Origin of the sequence: Paraburkholderia pallida (genome assembly GCF_004524855.1) — a bacterium.
Lineage (GTDB): Bacteria > Pseudomonadota > Gammaproteobacteria > Burkholderiales > Burkholderiaceae > Paraburkholderia > Paraburkholderia oxyphila.
The window spans coordinates 112,431-131,576 of sequence record NZ_CP038149.1 but is presented as its reverse complement, the minus strand read 5'-3'; the positions used below and the strand labels follow the sequence as shown (position 1 = coordinate 131,576).

Here is a 19,146-nt window from a genome sequence, read left to right as displayed (position 1 = left end):
CGATCGCGTATCATGCGTGCCTCGGACATCGATGGCACCATGTTTCGCGATCTCGATAACTGGGAACTGCGAAGATCCATGCGGGACCTAGACACGCTGCGCGCCACCCGATTCCTCGACTTATTCGGCCGCATGGCCAAGCTACCCTAAAAGGGAAATCGACGTTATTCATTGGGGAACGAACTAGGCAGCCTACGGGACGGTAGAAATTCATTTAGCCTTGATTCCGGAGGTCTATAATTAATTAAAATGATAAATTCAGCGTTCCTTTCGGCGATGGTTTTCGGTGTGTGTTGCCTCACCGTTCAATCAAGCTATGCGGCGAGCGGCATAAATAGCGAGTGCGCTAAAGGCACTACGAACAAGTTTGCTATCAAAGAATTCAAAAACAATTTGGTGAGCGTATGCCCAGTCGAAGATGGTGCAGAATGCCTATACTCATTGACGTACGCGAAAACGTTTGTGGACAGTCATCTTCATCTCAATTCTGATCACTTGAAAGACTATGTGATTAAGGATTTCTCAACAGGTTACGGAAACAATGACGTTGTTCATTTCATGTTCTTTGCACAATGTCGCAGTGGAAATTTTGTACAGGTTGGAGATGATTTCTTCACGACAGTAAAGCCCGATGTGGTTGACAAGACGACTGGCTGGCTAAAGTTTCGTGTCACGCGTGATTGCTATAGCGAAAGCATCGGCGACACCCAGGAACGCAGCTACACCATCGTGTTCGGTCCTAAAAAGAAGAAGTATGGCCCCCCGGATTCCAATCCAAAATTGACGCACTATTGCAGTGACGCAGAACTAGCTTTGCCCGCAAACTCGACAAACGCACCCAAGTAAATCAAGCAAATGTTCCTGAATCGAATTTTCCAACCAATTTTCATATGGAGTACATACCGTCACTCGCAGACACCAGTTCACCAAAACCAGCGAAATTCACGTCACGCACATGCACGCCGGGGACGCGTAGTCGGCGCGCCGCGGTATTTTCGCAAGCATACAGCGCCGAAGCACCCTCCCGACCTCGTCATGCATGCGTGCCTCAACCTGCGCCTGCCCATACACGGGGAATTCCTTCCGTGGCTCTTCGCGAAGGCCGGCAGGGCGCATCGCGTCAAGGTCGACGCGACTCGTATTCAGCAGCATCACGCCGATACGCGAAGCCGCACTGGCGAGAGCGGGCCTCGCTTACCTGCCCGAGCCCTGTGTTCGCGAAGCGCTGGCCGCGGGCATCTCGTTCAGGTCCTGGCGGACTGGCGCAAGACCTTCGAGGGCTAGCACCTTTACTACGTCAACCGGTGCCAGGCTTCATCTGTGCTTTCTTTGCCCGTCGAGGCACTGCGTTATCGGAAGCCGTGACAGGGTACGTGGGTCGGCTCAGGCCGCCGCCTCGTCGCGCGGGCGGTCCAGCAGTTGCCGGATCAGCGCGGCCGCTATGGGATTCACCTCGCGCCCGCGCGCGGTCGCGATATGAATGTGCCGCACCGCCCACGGCTCGGCGAGCTCCACCACCGTGACGCGGCCGAACAGTTCGTGGCTCACGAGACATTCGGGCTGAATGGTCACGCCGAGCCCAGCCTCGACGAGACTCACGGCCACGCCCGCGCTGCTCACGGTGTAAGGTGGCTCGAATTCGGCGCCAAGGCGCCGCGCCGCGACCCGCAACGCGCTCTGCATGGCGTTGACGGCGATGAGGTTCTCCGGCAGCAGGTCGGCGAACGAGACGCTCGTGCGCGTGCTCAGCCGGTGCCCCTGCGGCACGACGGCGATCAGGCGGTCGGTCCGGTACGGTGTCACGTCCACCCCGCCGAGGTCGAGCTCGTGCGAGGCCGCGAACACGCCGGCGTCGGCCTCGCCGCGCGCGACGGCGTGCACGATGTCGGCATTCTCCATTTCTCGTACCACGAGATCGACGAGCGGATATTCGCGCTTGAAGTCGCCCAGCTCGCGCGCGATAAACGGCACGATGATCGTGCGCGCCGACGCGATTGCCAGCTCGCCGCGCATGCCCTCGGTAAACGACGCGACTTCGGCGCGCATGTCGTCGAGATTCTCGAAGATGCGGCGGATGTAGCGCACCAGCACCGCGCCCGCGGGGCTCGGCACGACGCCTTTCGGGCCACGCTCGAGCAGCTTGATGCCGGCGATGTCTTCGAGGTCCTGAATGCGCTTGGTCGCCGTGGACGCGGCGATGTTCTCGCGAATCGCGGCGAGACCGATCTGCTGCTCCTCCACCGCCGAAACGAACAGCTTCAGCGTGAACAGATCGACCTGCCGTATCAGATGCAGCCGGTTGAAGGTGCTCATGTCTCCTCTCTTGCCCGCCCTCCCCGCCTCTCTACGCGACGTCGCACGGGCCTGACGGCTTGATCGTACACCGTCTGCCCCTGCGCGGCGCCCTGGATCGAGCCTATTGCGGCACCTTCAGCAGGCGTTCGAGCTGGTCGTTGTCGGCGCCGATCTCGCGCGCGGCATGCAGCGGCGGCGGACGCTTGCCGTCGAACGACAGCGGCAGGCCGACAAGGCCGATCTCGTCGTCGGGCGGCGTTTCGATGATGCCTAGCGCACGCGTCTGCTCGTGCCCGACCACCTCGGCCGTCGTCTGGATCGGGGCGACCGGTATGCCGGCCGCTTGCAGCCGTGCCTGCCAGGCCGCACGCGTGTCCGTTGAAAGACGCTCGCCGATCAGGCGGTCGATTTCCACCCGGTTCTTCAGCCGCCCGGCGTTGGTGGCGAAGCGGTCGTCGCCGGCCCATTCGGGATGGTCGATCGCCGCGCACAGCTTCGCGAACAGCGCGTCGTTCGCCGCGCTCACGATCAGATGGCCGTCGGCCGCCGCGTACGCCCGATGCGGGACGATGAACGCCACGCCCGACCCGTGCCGGCCGCCCTCCTCGCCGTCCGCGCTGAAATTCGCGATGCCGACCGACATCCACGCAATCGCCGTCTCCAGCAGCGAGCTGTTCACGGTTGCGCCGCAATGTTTGATTTGCCGGCGATACAGCGCGGACAGAATGCCGATCACGGCCCACATGCCGGTGCCGAAGTCGACGATCGACACGCCCGCGCGCACCGGTGCCTGCTCCTCCTCGCCGGTGATGCTCATGATCCCCGAGAACGCCTGCATGAGCGGATCGTAGCCCGGCAGCGTATTCATCGGCCCGGCGTGGCCGAACGCGCCCACCTCGCAGTAGACGAGCTCGGGCTTGGTGACGCGCAGGCTGTCCGCGTCGAGTCCGTAACCGGCGCTGGAGCCGGGGCGCAGATTGTGGATGAACACGTCCGCGTGCTCGGCGATCAACCGGTGCAGCGTCGCGAGCTGATCGCGGTCCTTGATGTCGAGACAGATCGTGCGCTTGCCGCGATTGAGCGCGTGATACGCCGCGCCGCTGCCTTTCCACTTGCTCGGCCCCCAGCCGCGCGCCGAATCGCCCGCGGGCCGCTCGATCTTCCAGACTTCAGCGCCCAGCGCCGCGAGGATGCGCCCGCTGAACGGCGCCGAGGCACTGTCGCTCAGCTCCACCACCACGACGCCCGCCAATGGCAAATCACGCAACATGGTTGTTCTCCCTGGAGTTGTGTCTGCTGTCACGCGGCATCCGGGCCGGGCGTCCATGCGCCACCCGAGCGGATCATCGCGTCAATCTCGTCGCGGCCGAAGCCGTACTCCGCCAGCAACTGTGCTGTCTGCTCGCCCAAACGCGGCGCCGGATAGCGCAACTCCGGCGCGCTCTCGCTCCATTGCTGAGGAATCCCTAGCGTTCGGATCATGCCCTCGGACGGATGCGCCTGTTCGGCGAAGAAGCCCACCGCTTTCATATGCGGGTCGTCGAGCAGCGTTTCCGGCGTATTCATTTCGATGACGGGAATGTCTGCCTCGCTCAGCAACGCGACCCATTGCGCCGAGGTCTTCGTTTCAAAGACCCGCGCGAGAAACGCGTAGAGATACGCGATATGCTCAGTGCGCGCGCCTATCGTGGCGAATCGCGGATCGTCGGCCATCTCCGGATGTCCAGAGAGCACGAAGAAACGCCGCCAGTGATGATCGGCATACACGTTGACGCCGATATAGCCGTCGCGCGTGCGATAGGGCCGGCGGTCGGGATTCATCATGCGCGCGTAGCCCCAGTCGCCGAGCGGCGGCACGAAGGTGTGGCCGTACAGGTGATCGCCAAGCACGAAATGCGCGAAGGTCTCCAGCATCGGCACGTACACCTGCTGGCCCACGCCGCTCTTCTCGCGCCGGTACAGCGCCATCGCCACCGCGTTGCTGGTAGCGATGCCAACGACGCGATCCGCCACCGCCGTTGCGACATACTCGGGCGGCCCCGACTTGCGGCTTTGCAGCACCGGCATGCCGACCGCCGCCTGGATCAGGTCGTCGTAGGCGGGACGCGCCGCATAGGGCCCGTTCTGGCCAAAGCCGAACGCCCCGCAATAGATGATGCGCGGATTGATCCGCTGCACGTCCTCGTAAGCGATGCCGAGCCTGGCCATCGTGTGCGGGCGCATGCTGTACAGCAGCACGTCGGCGCTTTCCGCCATGCGCCTGAGCGCGCCGATGCCGTCCGGATGCTTGAGATCGAGCACGAGGCTGCGCTTGTTGCGATTCAGATGCAGGAAGATCGGCCCCATGCCGGGATGACGAGACGGGCCGATGTTGCGCGTCGTGTCGCCCTCGCGTGATTCGATCTTGCACACGTCCGCGCCCATGTCGGCCAGCAGCAACGAGGCGTACGGGCCCATGAAATTGGACGTCAGGTCGAGAATGCGCACGCCCTCAAGCGGTCCGGCCATGATGCCTCCCGCCGGGGCGTGTGCCTGGAATAAATCTCACGGTGTCTCCTCCGTTTGGCTGCTATGCCGGCACGAACAGCGGCAGCTTCTGCTCGCCGCGCTGCGCGAAGCGCACCGCCACGCGCTGGCCGATCGCGATGGTCTCCGGATCGGCGTTGATCTGCGAAAACAGGAAATAGCCCTCGTCCATCTGGATGAAGCCGACCGTATACGGCACGATGCCGGCCCATACAGGCGTCGGCCCGCGCATGATCGTGCTGTACGACCAGACGGTGCCGCGCCCACCCGACTGCCGCCAGTCGAGCGAGCGCGACCCACAGTGTGTGCAGAACGAGTGCGCGGGCCACACGGCTTGTGTGCAGTCGTTGCAGTGCTGGTAGGTCAGCCGTTCTTCCGCCAGCGCGGCCCAGTAGGGCTCGGCGTCCGGCAAGCGGTAAGGCTGCGGCCAGCCATTGAGCGAATGAGTGTCTGTCATGGAATGCTCTCGATCGGATATCACGTCGTGGACGACAGCAGCAGCACCGCACCCGCCGCCAGCATCCCGCCCGCGCCCTGCACCAGCACGGTCCGCGGACGGCGTGCGGGCGCAAGGCCCAGGGGTTCGCCGCGCAACTGGCGCACCGCTTCGACGATGCTGTCCATATTGCACGAGATACCTGGCTGTCCGAACGACAGCCAGCCGCCGTTGGTGTCGGTGGGCAGATCGCCATCCACGCCGGTGCGGCCTTCGCGATAGAGGTCGATGCCGCGCCCCTTCTTCGCGAAGCCCAGATCCTCCATCACCATCGGCCCCATGTGCGCGAAGTTGACCGAGATCTGCGCCATGTCGATATCCTCAGGACCGAGGCCCGACATCGTCCAGGCCTGTCGTGCCGCTTCCGCAGTCGCCGTCGTGGTCAGGCTCGGGAACGCGCCGAGGCTGTCGAACCGGCACTGCCGCATGTTCATGCGGTCGGTCAGGTACTCGTGCGTCGTCGCCGAACCGTAGCCCATCAGATACACCGGATTGTGGGCGCCGCGCGCATTCTCCGGCGACGTGACAACGAGCGCCCCACCCGTGCCACCGCCCCAGGTGGAGCACATCCAGCGGCGCAGCGGCGTCGCCACGTAAGGGGAAGACAGAACCTTCGCGCGGTCGATCTCGCCGAACTTCGCCTTCGCCGCGTGCGGATGATGCCGCCCCCAGCGCTGATTCGCGACGGCCACATCGGCAAGGTCCGCTTCAGTGATGCCGAATTCGTGGAAGTAGCGCTGCGCGGCCTGCGCGTAAAGCGCGGGAATCGTCGGGCCGTAGGGAATCTCGAACTGCGGGTCGGCGTCGGCTTCCGCACCCATCGCGACGGCGTCGACGAACAGCTCGGTCGCGTCGCTCTGCAGGCACAGCACGTATTCGGCCCGGCCCGCGGCGATCATCTGCGCGGCAATTGTCAGCGTCGAGGTCAACCCGGCGCCGTGCATCGTCAGCTCGCTCGTGATCGTCACCGGCATCTGCATGTGCGAAATGAAGATGTTGCTCCACTGCGAACGCTTGTCGGCCCACGGCGAGCGGCCCGTGAACACCGCGTCGACCTGCTCCTTGCGAATGCCCGCGTCAGCGAGCGCGTTGAGTGTCGCCTCGGCCGCCAGCTGCAACGGGTCCTTCCTGTTCGCGAGCGACGCATAGGCATCGCCCATGCCGACGATCGCCGCTACCGGTTGGGGACTCATACGTTGCTCCTCAGACCTTGAAGTCGGGCTGCGCTTCGGCGATCAGCGCGTCGAGGTCCGCGCGACGGCGCAGCATCAGCAGGCTCCATTCGCTACGCTGCACGACTTCGCCGCGCTGGTTATAGGCCTGAATCAGCATCGTGCCCACGCCGAACTTCTCGTCCTTGTCCTTCTTCGCGATCACTTCCGCGCTCGCGTAGACCGTGTCGCCGATCTTGACCGGGTTCAGGAAGCGCATCTTGTCCACGCCGTAGTTCGCCTGGATCGCCGGACCGAACTGCAACAGGCCCGAGATCAGCGAAAACGTCAGCATGCCCTGCACGATACGCTCGCCCCAGCGCGTCTTCTCCGCGTATTCCTTGTTCGAGTGGATTTCGATCCAGTTGCCGGTGAACATGCAGAACATCACCACGTCGCTTTCCGTCACCGTACGGCCAGGCGAGCGGAACTTCTGCCCGACCTCCAGTTCGTCCAGCGGGATATTGATGCTGTTATTCACTACGTTCATTGCCACGTCTCCTGAAAATTTCGTGGACGAGACGGCCACATCTGTCCGTCTCGCGTATAGAGCTTGTGGAGCTTTGCCCCCTTACTGGCGCATCGACTTCGCAATGATCGTGCGCTGGATCTGCGAAGTGCCGCCACCGATGGTCGACTGGATGCTCTCGCGCAAATAGCGCTCCATGTCGGCTTCGGGCAGGTTCGCGTAGCCGCCCAGGACCTGCATGCCCGCCAGCGCGCACTCCTTCAGCGTTTCTGAGCCGTAGAGCTTCGCCATCGACACTTCGCGGCTGCACGGCACGTGCTTCGCGGCCATCTGCGCGGCGCGGTAGCACAACAGGCGCGCGGCGTCGACCTTGGTCTGGCAGTCGGCCAGCATGTGGCGAATCACCTGGAAGTCGTAGAGCTGGTGGTCGAACTGGATGCGTTCGTGCGCGTAGCGCGTGGCCGTCGCGACGGCCTGCTGCGCATTGCCCGTGTAGGCGGCGGCCACGGCGCAGCGCTCGAGTTCGAGGTGCTCGGTGATGATCTTCCAGCCCTGGCCTTCTTCACCGAGCAGCGCGTCGCCCGGCACGCGTACTTCGTCAAGGAAGATTTCCGTCGTGCCCGTGGCGTGACGCGAGAGCGTAGGCAGTTTGTTGATCACCATGCCCGGCGTATCGTTCGGGATGAGCAGCACGGAGAGCCCCTTGTGCTTGTCGTCCGTGCTCGTGCGCACGAGCATCGCGATGACGGTGTCCTTCGCCGCCGCGCCGCTGCACCAGAGCTTCTGGCCGCTCACGATCCAGTCGCCGTTGCTGTCGCGGCGTGCCCGCGTTTTCGTATTCGCGGCATCCGATCCCGCATCGGGCTCCGAGATCGACACCGAGAAGCGGATCTTGCCGTCGATGAACGGCTGGACGTATTTCGCTTTCTGCTCCGGCGTGCCGAACTTGATGATGTTCATCGCCGTGAAAGTCGGCACGAGCACCGAGCACGCGAAGTCGAAGCCGAACTTGCCGAGCCCTTCGGCCATCAGCGAATAGTCGAAGATGTCGCCGCCCGATCCGCCCTCTTCCTCCGGGATCAGAATGCCGAGCCATCCCTGCTCCGCAATCCTCTTATAGGCCTCGTACGGATAATCGCGATTCATGTCGCACTTGCGCACGTACTCGACGGTGATCTCGTTGTCCATGAACCGGTTGACGGTGTCGAGCCACATCGTCTGCGATTCGTCCAGAAAGTTCGCTTGCATTTGTCTTCGCTCCAGTTGACGTGTTTGCCTCGTTCTTCTGCCGGGCATCACTGTCTGTAGATTAGGCCTACGCTATTTCCGATCCAACTGGTCAATTACGAAGCAGCGATTCGAATTTCCCGAAATTCGGCGAGGTTTCCCACTAATTCAGGATTCCAATGTAATTGCCATGCAATACCCGGTATCGTCTCGACGATTCACACGATGACCCGCGACTCGCGCAAGCTGTCGAGCTCCCCCGCACTGAATCCCCAATCCCGCAACGCCTCGTCCGTGTGCTCGCCGGGCTTCGCAGGCGCTCGCTGAATGGCGCCGGGCGTGCGGCTGAAGCGAGGCGCCGGCGCGGGCTGCACAACACCATCGCGCTCGACGAACGTGCCGCGCGCGCGCAGGTGAGGATGCGTGGGCGCTTCCGTCATCGAAAGCACGGGGGCGAAGCACACCTCGCGGCCCTCAGCCAGTGCGCACCATTCATCGCGCGTGCGCGTACGGAAGATCGCGGCGAACTTTTCGTGCACCTCGGGCCAGCGCGAGGTGTCGTGCTGATCAGGCATGTCGACTTCGGAAAGGCCCAGCACCTCCAGCGTGTTGCGCCAGAAGCGCGCCTCGTTCGAGCCCACGCTGATCCAGCGCCCGTCCTTCGTTTCGTACACGTTGTACCAGGGCGCGCCCGAATCCAGCCGGTTGCTGCCGCGCTGGTCCTTCCAGTAGCCGCTCGCGAGCAACCCGTAGCACAACGTCATCAGCGAGGCCGAGCCATCGACCATCGCGGCATCGACCACCTGGCCTTTGCCCGAGCGGCGGCTCTCCAGAATTGCCGATACCACCCCGAGCGCAAGATAAAGCGAGCCGCCGCCAAAGTCGCCGGCGAGATTCAGCGGCATGACGGGCGGCCCGTTGGCCGGGCCGATGGCGTGCAGCACGCCCGTCAGCGAGATGTAATTGACGTCGTGCCCCGGCGCCTGGGCGAGCGGGCCGTCCTGCCCCCAGCCCGTCATGCGGCCGTAAACCAGCGCGGGATTCGCCGCGAGGCAGGCGTCGGGGCCGAGGCCCAGCTTTTCGGCCACGCCGGGCCGGAATCCTTCGACAAGCGCGTCGGCGCGGGCAACCAGCTTGAGCACCGCGCCCGCGGCCTCGGGCTGCTTCAGGTCGAACGCGGCGCTTCGCCTGCCGCGATGCAGCAGATTGAAGCGCGAGTCAACGGGTACGCCGCCATCGTATCCGGGCGGCCGGTCGATGCGGATGATGTCGGCGCCGAGGTCCGACAGCAGCATGCAGCAGAAAGGCACCGGGCCGACACCGCCCAGCTCGACAATCCGTACGCCCACCAGCGGGCCTTGAGTTTCGCGCATAGTCTTCACAGTCCCTGATCGGAATCGATTCAGGTTACTGCCCACCCGCCGCGCGTCCAATGTCGAAAATTCGAATTGCCACTTCGCTATGCTCGAAGCGCCCCCCGCATGGTTGCTGTCGGCCCCGCTTCCGAATTCCGGAACGAACGGCTGCCAGCGTTGACGGCGCACGCAGCGCTGGCATAGGGTCTGGATCATCGATCGTATGCAGAATCGTCCATGGATCCGCTCTCGGATGTTCTATCGCTTCTGAAGCCGCGCAGCCAGCTCTTTGCCGCGTTCGACACCGCGGGTGCATGGTCGTTTTCTTTCCCGCCCTATGACGGCATCAAGATCGCCGCCGTCCTGCAAGGTGGATGCTGGGGAATCGTCTCCGGGATGAACCGCCCCGTTCGCCTGGAGGAAGGCGACTGCTTTCTGCTGAACAGCGGCTACGAGATCGTTCTTTCGTCCGATCTTTCGCTGCCCCCTCAAGATTCTTCGCTCATCATGGATGGGATCGCTCGCGACGGCATCGCTGTACACAACGGCGGGGGCGAGGTCTTGCTGATAGGCGGCTTCTTTACGTTCTCCAGCGAGCACGCGGCCTTGCTGCTCGATGCATTGCCACCGTTCGCCAATCCGCCTCGCTCGTCGAATCAGGCGGACGTGCTGCGCTGGTCGCTCGATCAACTGAGGTCGGAATTGCGCGCCCCCATGCCGGGCGGCGTGCTGGTGTCGAACCACCTGCTGCATCTGATGCTGGTGCAAATATTGCGCTTGCACATGACCGCGTCGTCCGCGGAGTCTCCCGCGGGATGGCTCACCGGTCTGTCCGATCGCCGGATCCGGGCTGCGATCAGCGCCATGCATGCGGAACCCACGCGTCACTGGTCACTGGAAGAGTTGGCTCGGATCGCCGGATTATCACGAACAATCTTCGCGCAGCGTTTCAAACGGCTGGTCGGAGAAACGACCATGAGCTATCTGATGCGCTGGCGCATGCTGATGGCTACGGATCGCCTGCGTCACAGCGAGCAAAGCATCACATCGATCGCCTTCGCGCTCGGCTATGAGTCCGAAAGCGCATTCTGTACCGCATTCAAACGGGCAATGGCCTGCTCGCCGACACAGTATCGGCGGCACGCGTCCGTGTCGGCGGAAGATACACAATCCGTACTCCCTATAAGCAAAACCGAACGCCTTCGAAATACCCGCTCCCCGGTCAAGAACTAATATTCGGCTGCACCCAGTGCCATTGCGGCGATGCCGTGTGACGATCGAAGGCAATGGATGGATGCCATGTTGTCGACCCACAAAAAATGACGTCTGCGTAATCACCAGGCGAAGACCTATCGGAGGAGCACAATGATCCAGGCTGTATCCGTCAATTCTGGCCGGCTGCCGGAAGGTTTTGAAGAACTCGAACCCTGGCTCGAGCGTTGGAGCGCGCCGACGTCCCATGAGCGGTGGATCAACCGCGCCGCGACGCCGTACCCGGACATCGTGAAGTTTTATGACGCGATGTTCGCCCGCGCCGAAGAAGCGACCGTCTACCTCGAAAAGCTCCCGCTCGACGACATGCCCGAGCCGGCACAGAACCTGTTTCGGCTTCTGCTCTCGATGTGCCATGCCGCGATCGCGGTGGAAATGCATCAGGCGCCGACCATCCGCCATGCACAGCCAGTGCATGCGCTGAAAATCGCGACTGGCTTTCAGCCGCACGGCTGAGCGCCTGTGCGTCGACGCTGATCGATTTGCAATCCTACTCATTTGCAGGAGCCGGCATGAACCACCCTACCGAACACCCCGCCCAACTGACCGAATCCGCAGGCCTTGACACCGAAGCGATGCCCGTTTCGCTCTATACCGATCCGGCGCAGTACGAGATCGAACGCGAGCGGATCTTCCGCCGCGCATGGTTGATGGCCGGCCGTGTCGAGCGGATTCCCAATCGCGGCGACTTCTTCGTCAAGGACATCGCGATGCTGAAGACATCCGTTATCGTCACGCATTCGGAAGACGGGGAAATCCGCGCATTTCACAACGTCTGCGCACACCGCGCGAACATCGTCGAGCACCGTTCGAGCGGCAACACGAAACGCTTCGTGTGCCGCTACCATAGCTGGAGCTACAACAACTCCGGCGATCTGTCGCACGTGCCCGACGAACCAGGCTTCTTCCACCTGAACAAGAAGAAGTGCGGGCTGACACCGGTTACCGTGGCGCTCTGGGAAGGCTGGGTCTTCATCAACATGGCGCCGACGCCGGAGGTCAGCCTGAAAGAATTTCTCGGGCCCATGGCGGACGCGCTCGCCGGCATCGAATATCCGAATCCGGATCACGCGCTCGTGCTGCGCGGCGAGTTCAGGGCGAACTGGAAAGCCGTGGCCGAGAACTTCAGCGAGGCCTATCACATCTCGTCGATTCACCCGAAAACGCTCGGACCGATTTACGCCGGACCGCTCAATCCGTTCAGCAGGCCAATTAGCGCGAACGTTTACGGCGCACATCGATCAATGTCGACGTGGCTGAATCCGGCCGCCGCGCCGTTCGCGAATGCGAAAGTCGCGCAGTGGCTCTTCACGGCCGATCACTCGGTCACCGGCACACGGAAGGATGGTCAAACCAATCCGCTCGTCGAGCACAAGGGGATCAACCCGACGAAGAGCGATCGCTGGGCAAGCGACGTCAACTGGTTCTTCCCGAACTGGCACCTCCAGATATCGGCGAACCAGTTCTGGACGCACGAATTCTGGCCGACGTCGGCAACGTCGACGATCTGGGAAGCGCGCTTTTACTTCAGGAAAGCGCAGACGGTGCGCGAGCGTCTGCAGCACGAGCACTTCACATCGCATATCACCGACACGATGCTCGAGGACCTCGGCAATATCGAAAGCATGCAGCGCGGGATGGAATCGGGCGCCAAGCCGTTCATCCACTTCAACGAAAGCGAGATCCTGTGCCGCCATGGGCTCGAGCAGGTCATCAAGTGGTCGGCAGCGACGACAGCCAGGGACGCACTGACCTAAGCGGCGCGGCCAATCCCGTATGCCGCGGAGCAGTCTGGCCGACAACCCTGGTATTTTCACATCGAGGCATCCATGCCCCACGAATCTCGCGCGGCGCTGCCGCGCTACGAGCATCTGTACATCAATGGAGAATGGGTCAAGCCGCTCGACGGCGAACTCATCGAGAGCATCGATCCGGCCACCGGCAGGCCGTGGGCCATCGCGCCGATGGGCGGCCGTGCGGACATCGACCGTGCCGTGGCAGCCGCGCGTGCGGCCTTCAACGGGCCGTGGCGGCGCATCCCGGGCTACGAGCGAGCGGCGTTGCTGCGCCGCTTCGCCGATCTCTTCAGCGCGGCGATTCCCGAGCTTGCGGTGATCGAATCGCGCGACAACGGCAACCTCGTGCGCGAGCACCGCGCGAGCCTCACCGCGCAGGTCCAGTGGTATCAATGGTTCGCCTCCCTCGCCGACAAGGCGCAGGGCACGACGATCCCGATCGACGACAGCGTGCATGCGTTCACGTCGCGCGTCCCTGTGGGTGTCGTCGGCGCGGTCATCCCCTGGAACGCGCCGCTGCTCGCGACCTGCCTGAAGATTGGCGCGGCGCTAGCGGCGGGCTGCACGCTGGTCGTGAAGCCCGCCGAGCAGACGCCGGTTTCCGCACTCGAGCTCGCGCGCCTGATTCACGAGGCCGGATTCCCGCCGGGCGTGTTCAACGTGGTGCCGGGCTTCGGCGGCACGGCCGGCGCGCATCTCGTGATGCACCCCGACGTCAGCAAGATTTCGTTTACGGGCTCGACCCAGACGGCGAAGCACATGGTCCGTGATGGCGCCGACAACCTGAAGCGTTTCACGTTCGAGCTCGGCGGCAAGGCGCCCCACATCATCTTCGCCGATGCCGATCTCGACAACGCCATCAACGCCGCGACGGCGTCCGCCTGGCGACTCACGGGACAAAGCTGCGCGCTCGGCTCGCGCGTGCTGGTCGAGCGGACCGTGTACGAACGCGTAGTCGAGGCGTTCCGCACGCGCGCGCACTCCGTGCGCGTCGGCCTGCCTTCAATCGACTCAAACCACATGGGCCCGCAGGCGCACGAAGCACAACTCAAGAAGACGCTGTCGTATATCGACTTCGGCAAGGAGGACGGCGCCGAGCTCGTCGCGGGTGGGCATCGTATCGCGACGCCGGAGCTCGCCTCGGGCTACTTCGTCGAGCCGACCGTGTTCGCGGGCGTGAACAACGGCATGCGCATCGCACGCGACGAGATCTTCGGGCCGGTCGCTTCGCTGATTCCGTTCGACGGCGAGGACGAGGCCATCGCCATCGCGAACGACACGCCGTACGGCCTCACCGCCGGCCTGTGGACGCGCGACGTGGGACGCGCCCACCGCGTCTCGAGCCGCATCGAAGCCGGCATGGTATGGGTCAACACCTACTCGTTCCTGCGCTGGTCCACACCTTATGGCGGATTCAAGTCGAGCGGCTGGGGCCGCGAGAACGGCATCGACGCGCTCGACCCGTACCTCGAAACCCGCACGACCGTCATCAGCACAACCGGGCAGTTCCCGGATCTTTACGCGAGCTGAACGCATGGGGCGGCGGCGCCGAAAGCGACGGTGCTGCCGCCATCGAACGCCGCGAACATGAAAAACGAACCGTGCGCGAGGTTGACGACGTCCATCGCGCCCCATAGCCTGTCGCTGCTCAGCGATTCATGCGCGCCTCCTGCTCGAGCCGCTCGCGATGAGCGGGATGGGCGACGGCAATCATCCGCAAGACGCGTTGCGCAAGCGACAGGCCCCGCAGATCGGCCACACCGTATTCGGTGACGATCACGCAGGCATCGCTGCGCGGCACCGTCACGGGCCCCGAGACACGCGTGACGATGCGGCTGTGCACGCTCGCCGTGGAAGGCAGCGCAACGATCGGCACGCCGCCGGGGCTCGACTGCGCCGCGCGCAGAAAGTCGCCTACGCCGCCCACGGCTCCCACATAGGTGCCCGCGACCATTTCGGCATTCACCTGGCCGGTCAGATCGACCTCCACCGCCGAGTTGATCGCGACAAAGCGCGCGATCCTGCCGAGCACCTTGGGGTTGTGCGTGTATTCGGTGCCGCGCAGCTCGAGCGCGGCGTTACGGTGTGCGAATCGACGTATGCGTTCCGAGCCGATAATGACGCCGCCCACCGTGACGCCGGCGTCGATCGTCTTTCTCGCATTCGTGACGACACCCGCCTCGCACAGCGCGGCGACGCCGTCACCGATGCTGCCCGTGTGCACGCCAAGATCGCGACGGTCGCGCAGTTGCGCGAGCACGGCATCCGGAATCGCGCCGATCCCCGTTTGCAGCGTCGCACCGTCTTCCACGAGGGATGCGACGTGCCGGCCGATGGCCAGCTCGACCTCGCCCGGCGCCGATGCCGGCGAGTCGGCGAATGGCGTGTCGGACGCCACGAGCAGATCGATATCGGATGCCTGAAGCCATGGGCCGCCATAGGTCCACGGCACCTCCGGATGAACCTCTGCGATGATTGCGCGCGCATGCTTGAGCGCTTCGACCAGGTATTCGCGGGCCAGCCCGAGGCTGTAGCGCCCCTGCTCGTCGGGCGGAGAAACCTGCAGCATCACGACATCGATACGCAATGCGCCGCTGCCGATCAGTGCCGGCAATTGCGAATAGTGCGCGGGCAGGATGTCGAGCACGCCTGCGCGGGCGAGCTTGCGATTCGCGCCGCTGCCGCAGTACGCGAGAAAATCGAAGGCGTCCGCGTGCTCCGGCGCGAGCACGTCGGCAAGACCGATGCCGAGAAAGAGACGCAGGCGCCGCAGCCGGTCGCGCTGCGCCACCAGCGCGCGCATGAGCGTGACCGGCTCCGCGTGGGACTGCCCCCACATTACGGTGTCGCCGGGGCGAATCAGGCCGGAAAGATCGGGAACGGGGAGCGTTTGGTCCGAGGCTTCAACAGATTCCGAGGCGTGCAGAGGCGAGAATTCGTCGTGTTTCATGCAAATGGAAAATGGGGGGGGAGCGAAGTACGATGACTCATTACACAGGAATCCAATGTATTCACGATTTCCCCTGTTCGATGTCATGGCCATTGCATCATCGCCCCAAGCAAGCGTCACCGTGATCTCGACGGTCGTTCCGTACTTCACACGACGCGCATCGTCAAACGGCGCGGCAACGGCGGAAAGACGCGCCATGCGCCGTCGTCATGCCGGAAGAAGCAGATGGCGATATCGCCGCACGGTGTGCGCGCCTCCACCCGGACACAGCGGCCACGCACGTTCCGCAACGGGCGCACCCGGAACGGCACCGCGTGACTGGGCATCAGCCAACGCTCCACGACCTCGCGCAACGACATTCGAACCGTTTCCATCCACGTCTCCCTGCTCTCCACTGCCCTGCCACGACTGCGGGTTCCTTGATGGGCTCATCGTGCATTTCGTCGCCCGCCAGCGTCAACGCTGTCCGTGCTGCCGTTCCGTACTTTGAACGCAGCGGCCACCGGGTTCCCACGGATCGCCGATCCGCCCGATGGCTTACGCGCTCAAACGTCCGCGTAAGCCATCGGCGACGGCGCGCTCTCCCGAATCTGCGCGACGACCACGGCCGCCAGCATCGCCGGCACCGCAAACGCGTAGAAGCTCCATTGCGGCCCCAGCTTCGCGCCGATCACCCAACTGCCGACCATTGGCCCCAGAATCGAGCCGATACGGCCCAGGCCCTGCACGACGCCGATGGCCGAGGCCCGGCACGAGGCGGGGAACCAGGCGGCGACATAGCCATAGCTGAGCGTGGCGGAGCCCACGGAGCCCAGTCCCGCGCCGAACACGCCGAGCATCAGCCACACGTAGGCGGGCTTCTGGCTCAGCACGAGCAAGGACAACCCGCAGATGAGCAAGTACGGAATGAGGACCTTCCTCGATCCCAGCCGGTCGGCAAGCCACGCGCCGAACAAATTGCCCGACACCGCGCCGAACTGCATCACCAGAAGAAACTGCAGCGAAGAGCCCAGCGGATAGCCGGCCTTGCGCATCAAGAGCGGCAGCCACACATTCAGGCCATAGATGACCAGTTGCACACAGAAGGCCATCAGCGCGAACAGCAGTACTGCCGCACGCCACTGCGAAGACATCATGAGTCGCAGCCCCCGCACGCGAGGGCTGGCCGAATGCGCATGATGCGTGCGCTGCTCCTCTTGCAGAGCCTGATCGAAGTCGACGGCATAGCGGGACGCCAGTGCGCGCGCTTCATCCGTGCGGCCGCGATCGACGAGGTAATTGACCGACTCCGGCAGGAGGAAATACATCGCCGGCAGAAGCAGGGCGTAAAGCGCTCCCACTGCGTAGAGCATGCGCCATCCGTGGCTTTCGAGCAGCGCGATGGCGAGCAGCGCGCAGATCACGCCACCGATGGGGTAGCCGGTGAGCGCGAGCGCGTTATATAGCTGCCGGCGATTGCGGGGCGCGCATTCGATGCTCAGCGCCACGGAAGACGGCACCACGCCGCCAAGCCCCACGCCGGTCACGAACCGTGCCACGCCAAAGGCGAACGGCGAGTGCGCGAGGGCACAAAAGAGCGCCCCCACCGAAAACCACAGCACGCCGAGCATGATAAGCCAGCGACGGCCGATCCGGTCCGCAAGCGGCCCGGCACCCACGAGGCCAACCATCAGCCCCGCCAATGTCCAGCTTCCGATCATGCCAACGCCGTTCGCATCGAGTCCCCAGCCGGGTTCTGCCAGGAGGCGCGGAACGGTTGCGCCATAGACGATGAGATCATAGCCGTCCACGGCTATGGTCATGAAACACATCAGCACGACTAATAGACGTCTTCCAGTTTGCGCAGCCGAATCGTTCACGTTGTCTCCTGTCCTCTCACGGCCACGCTGGCCGTGCGGTATTTATGGTTTTGGGTTAGACCCACTATGTCGGGCATCGCGGCTAGAACTTGTGAAGGATGCCTACCCCACCGCCGACCGTCGTGCCGGGCGCCCCCTGCAGCGCGCCGTCCACGTCGAGGCCGAGTGTGGACCGGCCGTGGTTATTGGTTACGCCGACCTGCGCATACAACGAAGTGCGACGCGACAATGAGTACTGCGTGCCGAGCGCGGCCAGCAACCCGTGCGTGCTCGAATCGTGCGGGTCCCGCAGATACCAGACACCCGAATTGACGTTGAGCGCCGACGTAACGTAATAGTCGAAGCCGAGGTTCCAGACGTCGTGATTGCCACCGCCCACCAAACCATTGAGCGTGGTCTCAGGCGCCTTGTAGTTGGTGAACGACCCCTTCACCGTAAAGGACGAGATCGAATAGCCAAGGCCAAAGGTCTTCGCGATGAGCGGTACCTCGAACAGCGTGTTGTTCAAGGTTGCCTCGTTTCCCGCACTCGCGTCGTAGACAGCCGCGTTGACCAGCACCCCGGCGCCCTGGAACTTCAGACTCGCGGAATACTGGCGTCCCGCGTTGAAATCTCCGGGCACGCCGCCGAGTGCGTACATGAGGCTTGCGGTAAACCCTGCCACCTTCGGCGACGTATAGCTCACCGCGTTTGAAACAAACGTTCCGGTAAACGTGTTGTTGGCGTAGACGGAGATGTTGCTGCCGAATTGCGCCATGCTGCGCGGGTCGGACTCATAGAGCGCAAGAATGAACGGCGAAAACTGCAGGCCGGCCTTCAATTCGCCAACATTGCTGGCGAGGGAGATCCACGCCTGACGGCCGAACAGGCCGCCATTGGTGTTGTCGAAGCCGCCGTTGGAAAGACTGATCCCGCTTTCCAGCTTGAACTTCACCTTCACGCCGCCGCCCAGGTCCTCTTGCCCGCTCAAGCCGAACACGGACGGCTCAAGCCCGCTGCTGATCATCTCGAACTGCTTGCCGCCGTTCTGCCCGGTCGCCGGGTTGTACGACTTGTTCGTATAGATCAGGCCCGCATCGAGCACACCGTAGAGCGTCACGCTGGACTGCGCCCACACAGTGACCGGCAACGACGACACTGCCACCAGAACGGCGATTCGCTTGAGTGCGAACCTGAATACGCCGTACGAACTCATGTCTGTCTCCTTGATTTCGAAATCGTTTTGTTTTTTTCATTGACGCCATGGCAAGGAGGAATCCCTCAATCCGGGGGCTTCCGGTTCCATGGCAATCGCTCCAAACCCGTAGTACGGGAGCACAAGCCATTTCAGTCTGGTGTTGGACCTCCACTCGAATCGCGCACGAAAGCCTGTGTTGCAGGTTTTTCGAAACTTGATATACAAATAGGATATCTAATCAAATAATCTGGAAAACGTGCCTGTATTCGCGAGCGTGGCATTCCGGAACAGGAATTCGAATGTCCATGGCTCGCGTCGTTTCCGTCGATTAGAACAATCGGAAATACGACGGTCAACGTCGCTCTTCGAAACGTTCCGTACTTCGGGGAGTCGACGGCGACCCGCTTCGGGTAAGGGAAGGAGCGTTCGCACAGCCCCTGGGAGTGAACGGCCGTGTGCGTAGAGGAAACACCGCTACGATAGCCCAGTACGCTGACCGCAGCCTCGTCAATC

17 protein-coding genes are annotated in these 19,146 nt (G+C 63.3%); 5 read left to right on the top strand and 12 right to left on the bottom strand.

What is annotated here, in order from left to right; all coding sequences use genetic code 11:
- Positions 1-462 precede the first annotated feature (462 nt).
- A complete protein-coding gene (locus E1956_RS15965) occupies positions 463-846 on the top strand; it encodes a hypothetical protein (protein WP_134750878.1) in 384 nt (127 codons plus the stop codon).
- A 537-nt stretch (positions 847-1,383) separates the two neighbouring features.
- Here E1956_RS15965 and E1956_RS15960 read toward each other — a convergent pair.
- From E1956_RS15960 to E1956_RS15925, 8 genes are all read right to left on the bottom strand, one after another.
- A complete protein-coding gene (locus tag E1956_RS15960) occupies positions 1,384-2,313 on the bottom strand; it encodes a LysR family transcriptional regulator (protein WP_134750876.1) in 930 nt (309 codons plus the stop codon).
- A gap of 103 nt (positions 2,314-2,416) precedes the next feature.
- The gene (locus tag E1956_RS15955) at positions 2,417-3,565 is read right to left on the bottom strand and encodes a CaiB/BaiF CoA transferase family protein (RefSeq protein ID WP_134750874.1); all 1,149 of its coding nucleotides are present in this window, start codon (positions 3,563-3,565) and stop codon (positions 2,417-2,419) included.
- A gap of 29 nt (positions 3,566-3,594) precedes the next feature.
- Positions 3,595-4,803, bottom strand: coding sequence for a CaiB/BaiF CoA transferase family protein (locus E1956_RS15950; RefSeq protein WP_134750872.1), 1,209 nt, complete (start codon positions 4,801-4,803; stop codon positions 3,595-3,597).
- A 61-nt stretch (positions 4,804-4,864) separates the two neighbouring features.
- Complete coding sequence (locus E1956_RS15945; RefSeq protein ID WP_134750870.1) at positions 4,865-5,278, bottom strand: Zn-ribbon domain-containing OB-fold protein; 414 nt, start codon at positions 5,276-5,278, stop codon at positions 4,865-4,867.
- A 20-nt stretch (positions 5,279-5,298) separates the two neighbouring features.
- On the bottom strand, positions 5,299-6,510 hold the full coding sequence (locus tag E1956_RS15940) for a thiolase family protein (RefSeq protein WP_134750868.1): 1,212 nt from the start codon (positions 6,508-6,510) through the stop codon (positions 5,299-5,301).
- 10 nt (positions 6,511-6,520) lie between these two features.
- The gene (locus E1956_RS15935; protein ID WP_134750866.1) at positions 6,521-7,018 is read right to left on the bottom strand and encodes a MaoC family dehydratase; all 498 of its coding nucleotides are present in this window, start codon (positions 7,016-7,018) and stop codon (positions 6,521-6,523) included.
- An 81-nt stretch (positions 7,019-7,099) separates the two neighbouring features.
- The gene (locus E1956_RS15930) at positions 7,100-8,245 is read right to left on the bottom strand and encodes an acyl-CoA dehydrogenase family protein (RefSeq protein ID WP_134750864.1); all 1,146 of its coding nucleotides are present in this window, start codon (positions 8,243-8,245) and stop codon (positions 7,100-7,102) included.
- 197 nt (positions 8,246-8,442) lie between these two features.
- On the bottom strand, positions 8,443-9,597 hold the full coding sequence (locus E1956_RS15925; protein WP_134750861.1) for a CaiB/BaiF CoA transferase family protein: 1,155 nt from the start codon (positions 9,595-9,597) through the stop codon (positions 8,443-8,445).
- A 219-nt stretch (positions 9,598-9,816) separates the two neighbouring features.
- On the opposite strand from E1956_RS15925, the gene E1956_RS15920 reads away from it, so the two are divergent.
- From E1956_RS15920 to E1956_RS15905, 4 genes are all read left to right on the top strand, one after another.
- Positions 9,817-10,812 carry an AraC family transcriptional regulator gene (locus E1956_RS15920; RefSeq protein ID WP_134750859.1) on the top strand — a complete coding sequence of 332 codons (996 nt, stop codon included), beginning with the start codon at positions 9,817-9,819 and terminating at the stop codon, positions 10,810-10,812.
- A 132-nt stretch (positions 10,813-10,944) separates the two neighbouring features.
- Positions 10,945-11,307 (top strand): hypothetical protein, encoded by a 363-nt coding sequence (locus tag E1956_RS15915; RefSeq protein ID WP_197732878.1) that lies wholly within the window; start codon positions 10,945-10,947, stop codon positions 11,305-11,307.
- Positions 11,308-11,363: 56 nt separating this feature from the next.
- Entirely contained in the window at positions 11,364-12,608 is a 1,245-nt protein-coding gene (locus E1956_RS15910; RefSeq protein ID WP_134750857.1) for an aromatic ring-hydroxylating oxygenase subunit alpha, read from the top strand.
- Positions 12,609-12,680: 72 nt separating this feature from the next.
- Positions 12,681-14,177: an aldehyde dehydrogenase gene (locus tag E1956_RS15905; protein ID WP_134750855.1), complete on the top strand. Its 1,497-nt coding sequence runs from the start codon at positions 12,681-12,683 to the stop codon at positions 14,175-14,177.
- Positions 14,178-14,295: 118 nt separating this feature from the next.
- Here the strand turns inward: E1956_RS15905 and E1956_RS15900 are convergent, their stop codons facing one another.
- The 4 genes from E1956_RS15900 to E1956_RS15885 form a co-directional block, all read right to left on the bottom strand.
- Positions 14,296-15,486: an acetyl-CoA hydrolase/transferase family protein gene (locus tag E1956_RS15900; protein WP_232071805.1), complete on the bottom strand. Its 1,191-nt coding sequence runs from the start codon at positions 15,484-15,486 to the stop codon at positions 14,296-14,298.
- A 257-nt stretch (positions 15,487-15,743) separates the two neighbouring features.
- Complete coding sequence (locus tag E1956_RS15895) at positions 15,744-15,956, bottom strand: hypothetical protein (RefSeq protein ID WP_232071648.1); 213 nt, start codon at positions 15,954-15,956, stop codon at positions 15,744-15,746.
- Between the two features lie 186 nt (positions 15,957-16,142).
- Entirely contained in the window at positions 16,143-17,399 is a 1,257-nt protein-coding gene (locus E1956_RS15890; RefSeq protein ID WP_232071646.1) for an MFS transporter, read from the bottom strand.
- Positions 17,400-17,538: 139 nt separating this feature from the next.
- The gene (locus tag E1956_RS15885; RefSeq protein WP_134750849.1) at positions 17,539-18,651 is read right to left on the bottom strand and encodes a porin; all 1,113 of its coding nucleotides are present in this window, start codon (positions 18,649-18,651) and stop codon (positions 17,539-17,541) included.
- Positions 18,652-19,146: the final 495 nt, after the last annotated feature.

What these genes read in the sequence shown, in the direction of transcription:
- E1956_RS15905 (WP_134750855.1), top strand. Translation starts at nt 12,681, where the DNA reads ATGCCCCACGAATCTCGCGCGGCGCTGCCGCGCTACGAGCATCTGTAC.
- E1956_RS15910 (WP_134750857.1), top strand. Translation starts at nt 11,364, where the DNA reads ATGAACCACCCTACCGAACACCCCGCCCAACTGACCGAATCCGCAGGC.
- E1956_RS15925 (WP_134750861.1), bottom strand. Translation starts at nt 9,597, where the DNA reads ATGCGCGAAACTCAAGGCCCGCTGGTGGGCGTACGGATTGTCGAGCTG.
- E1956_RS15930 (WP_134750864.1), bottom strand. Translation starts at nt 8,245, where the DNA reads ATGCAAGCGAACTTTCTGGACGAATCGCAGACGATGTGGCTCGACACC.
- E1956_RS15950 (WP_134750872.1), bottom strand. Translation starts at nt 4,803, where the DNA reads ATGGCCGGACCGCTTGAGGGCGTGCGCATTCTCGACCTGACGTCCAAT.
- E1956_RS15935 (WP_134750866.1), bottom strand. Translation starts at nt 7,018, where the DNA reads ATGAACGTAGTGAATAACAGCATCAATATCCCGCTGGACGAACTGGAG.
- E1956_RS15895 (WP_232071648.1), bottom strand. Translation starts at nt 15,956, where the DNA reads ATGTCGTTGCGCGAGGTCGTGGAGCGTTGGCTGATGCCCAGTCACGCG.
- E1956_RS15945 (WP_134750870.1), bottom strand. Translation starts at nt 5,278, where the DNA reads ATGACAGACACTCATTCGCTCAATGGCTGGCCGCAGCCTTACCGCTTG.
- E1956_RS15890 (WP_232071646.1), bottom strand. Translation starts at nt 17,399, where the DNA reads ATGACCATAGCCGTGGACGGCTATGATCTCATCGTCTATGGCGCAACC.
- E1956_RS15915 (WP_197732878.1), top strand. Translation starts at nt 10,945, where the DNA reads ATGATCCAGGCTGTATCCGTCAATTCTGGCCGGCTGCCGGAAGGTTTT.
- E1956_RS15920 (WP_134750859.1), top strand. Translation starts at nt 9,817, where the DNA reads ATGGATCCGCTCTCGGATGTTCTATCGCTTCTGAAGCCGCGCAGCCAG.
- E1956_RS15955 (WP_134750874.1), bottom strand. Translation starts at nt 3,565, where the DNA reads ATGTTGCGTGATTTGCCATTGGCGGGCGTCGTGGTGGTGGAGCTGAGC.
- E1956_RS15900 (WP_232071805.1), bottom strand. Translation starts at nt 15,486, where the DNA reads ATGTGGGGGCAGTCCCACGCGGAGCCGGTCACGCTCATGCGCGCGCTG.
- E1956_RS15960 (WP_134750876.1), bottom strand. Translation starts at nt 2,313, where the DNA reads ATGAGCACCTTCAACCGGCTGCATCTGATACGGCAGGTCGATCTGTTC.
- E1956_RS15940 (WP_134750868.1), bottom strand. Translation starts at nt 6,510, where the DNA reads ATGAGTCCCCAACCGGTAGCGGCGATCGTCGGCATGGGCGATGCCTAT.
- E1956_RS15885 (WP_134750849.1), bottom strand. Translation starts at nt 18,651, where the DNA reads ATGAGTTCGTACGGCGTATTCAGGTTCGCACTCAAGCGAATCGCCGTT.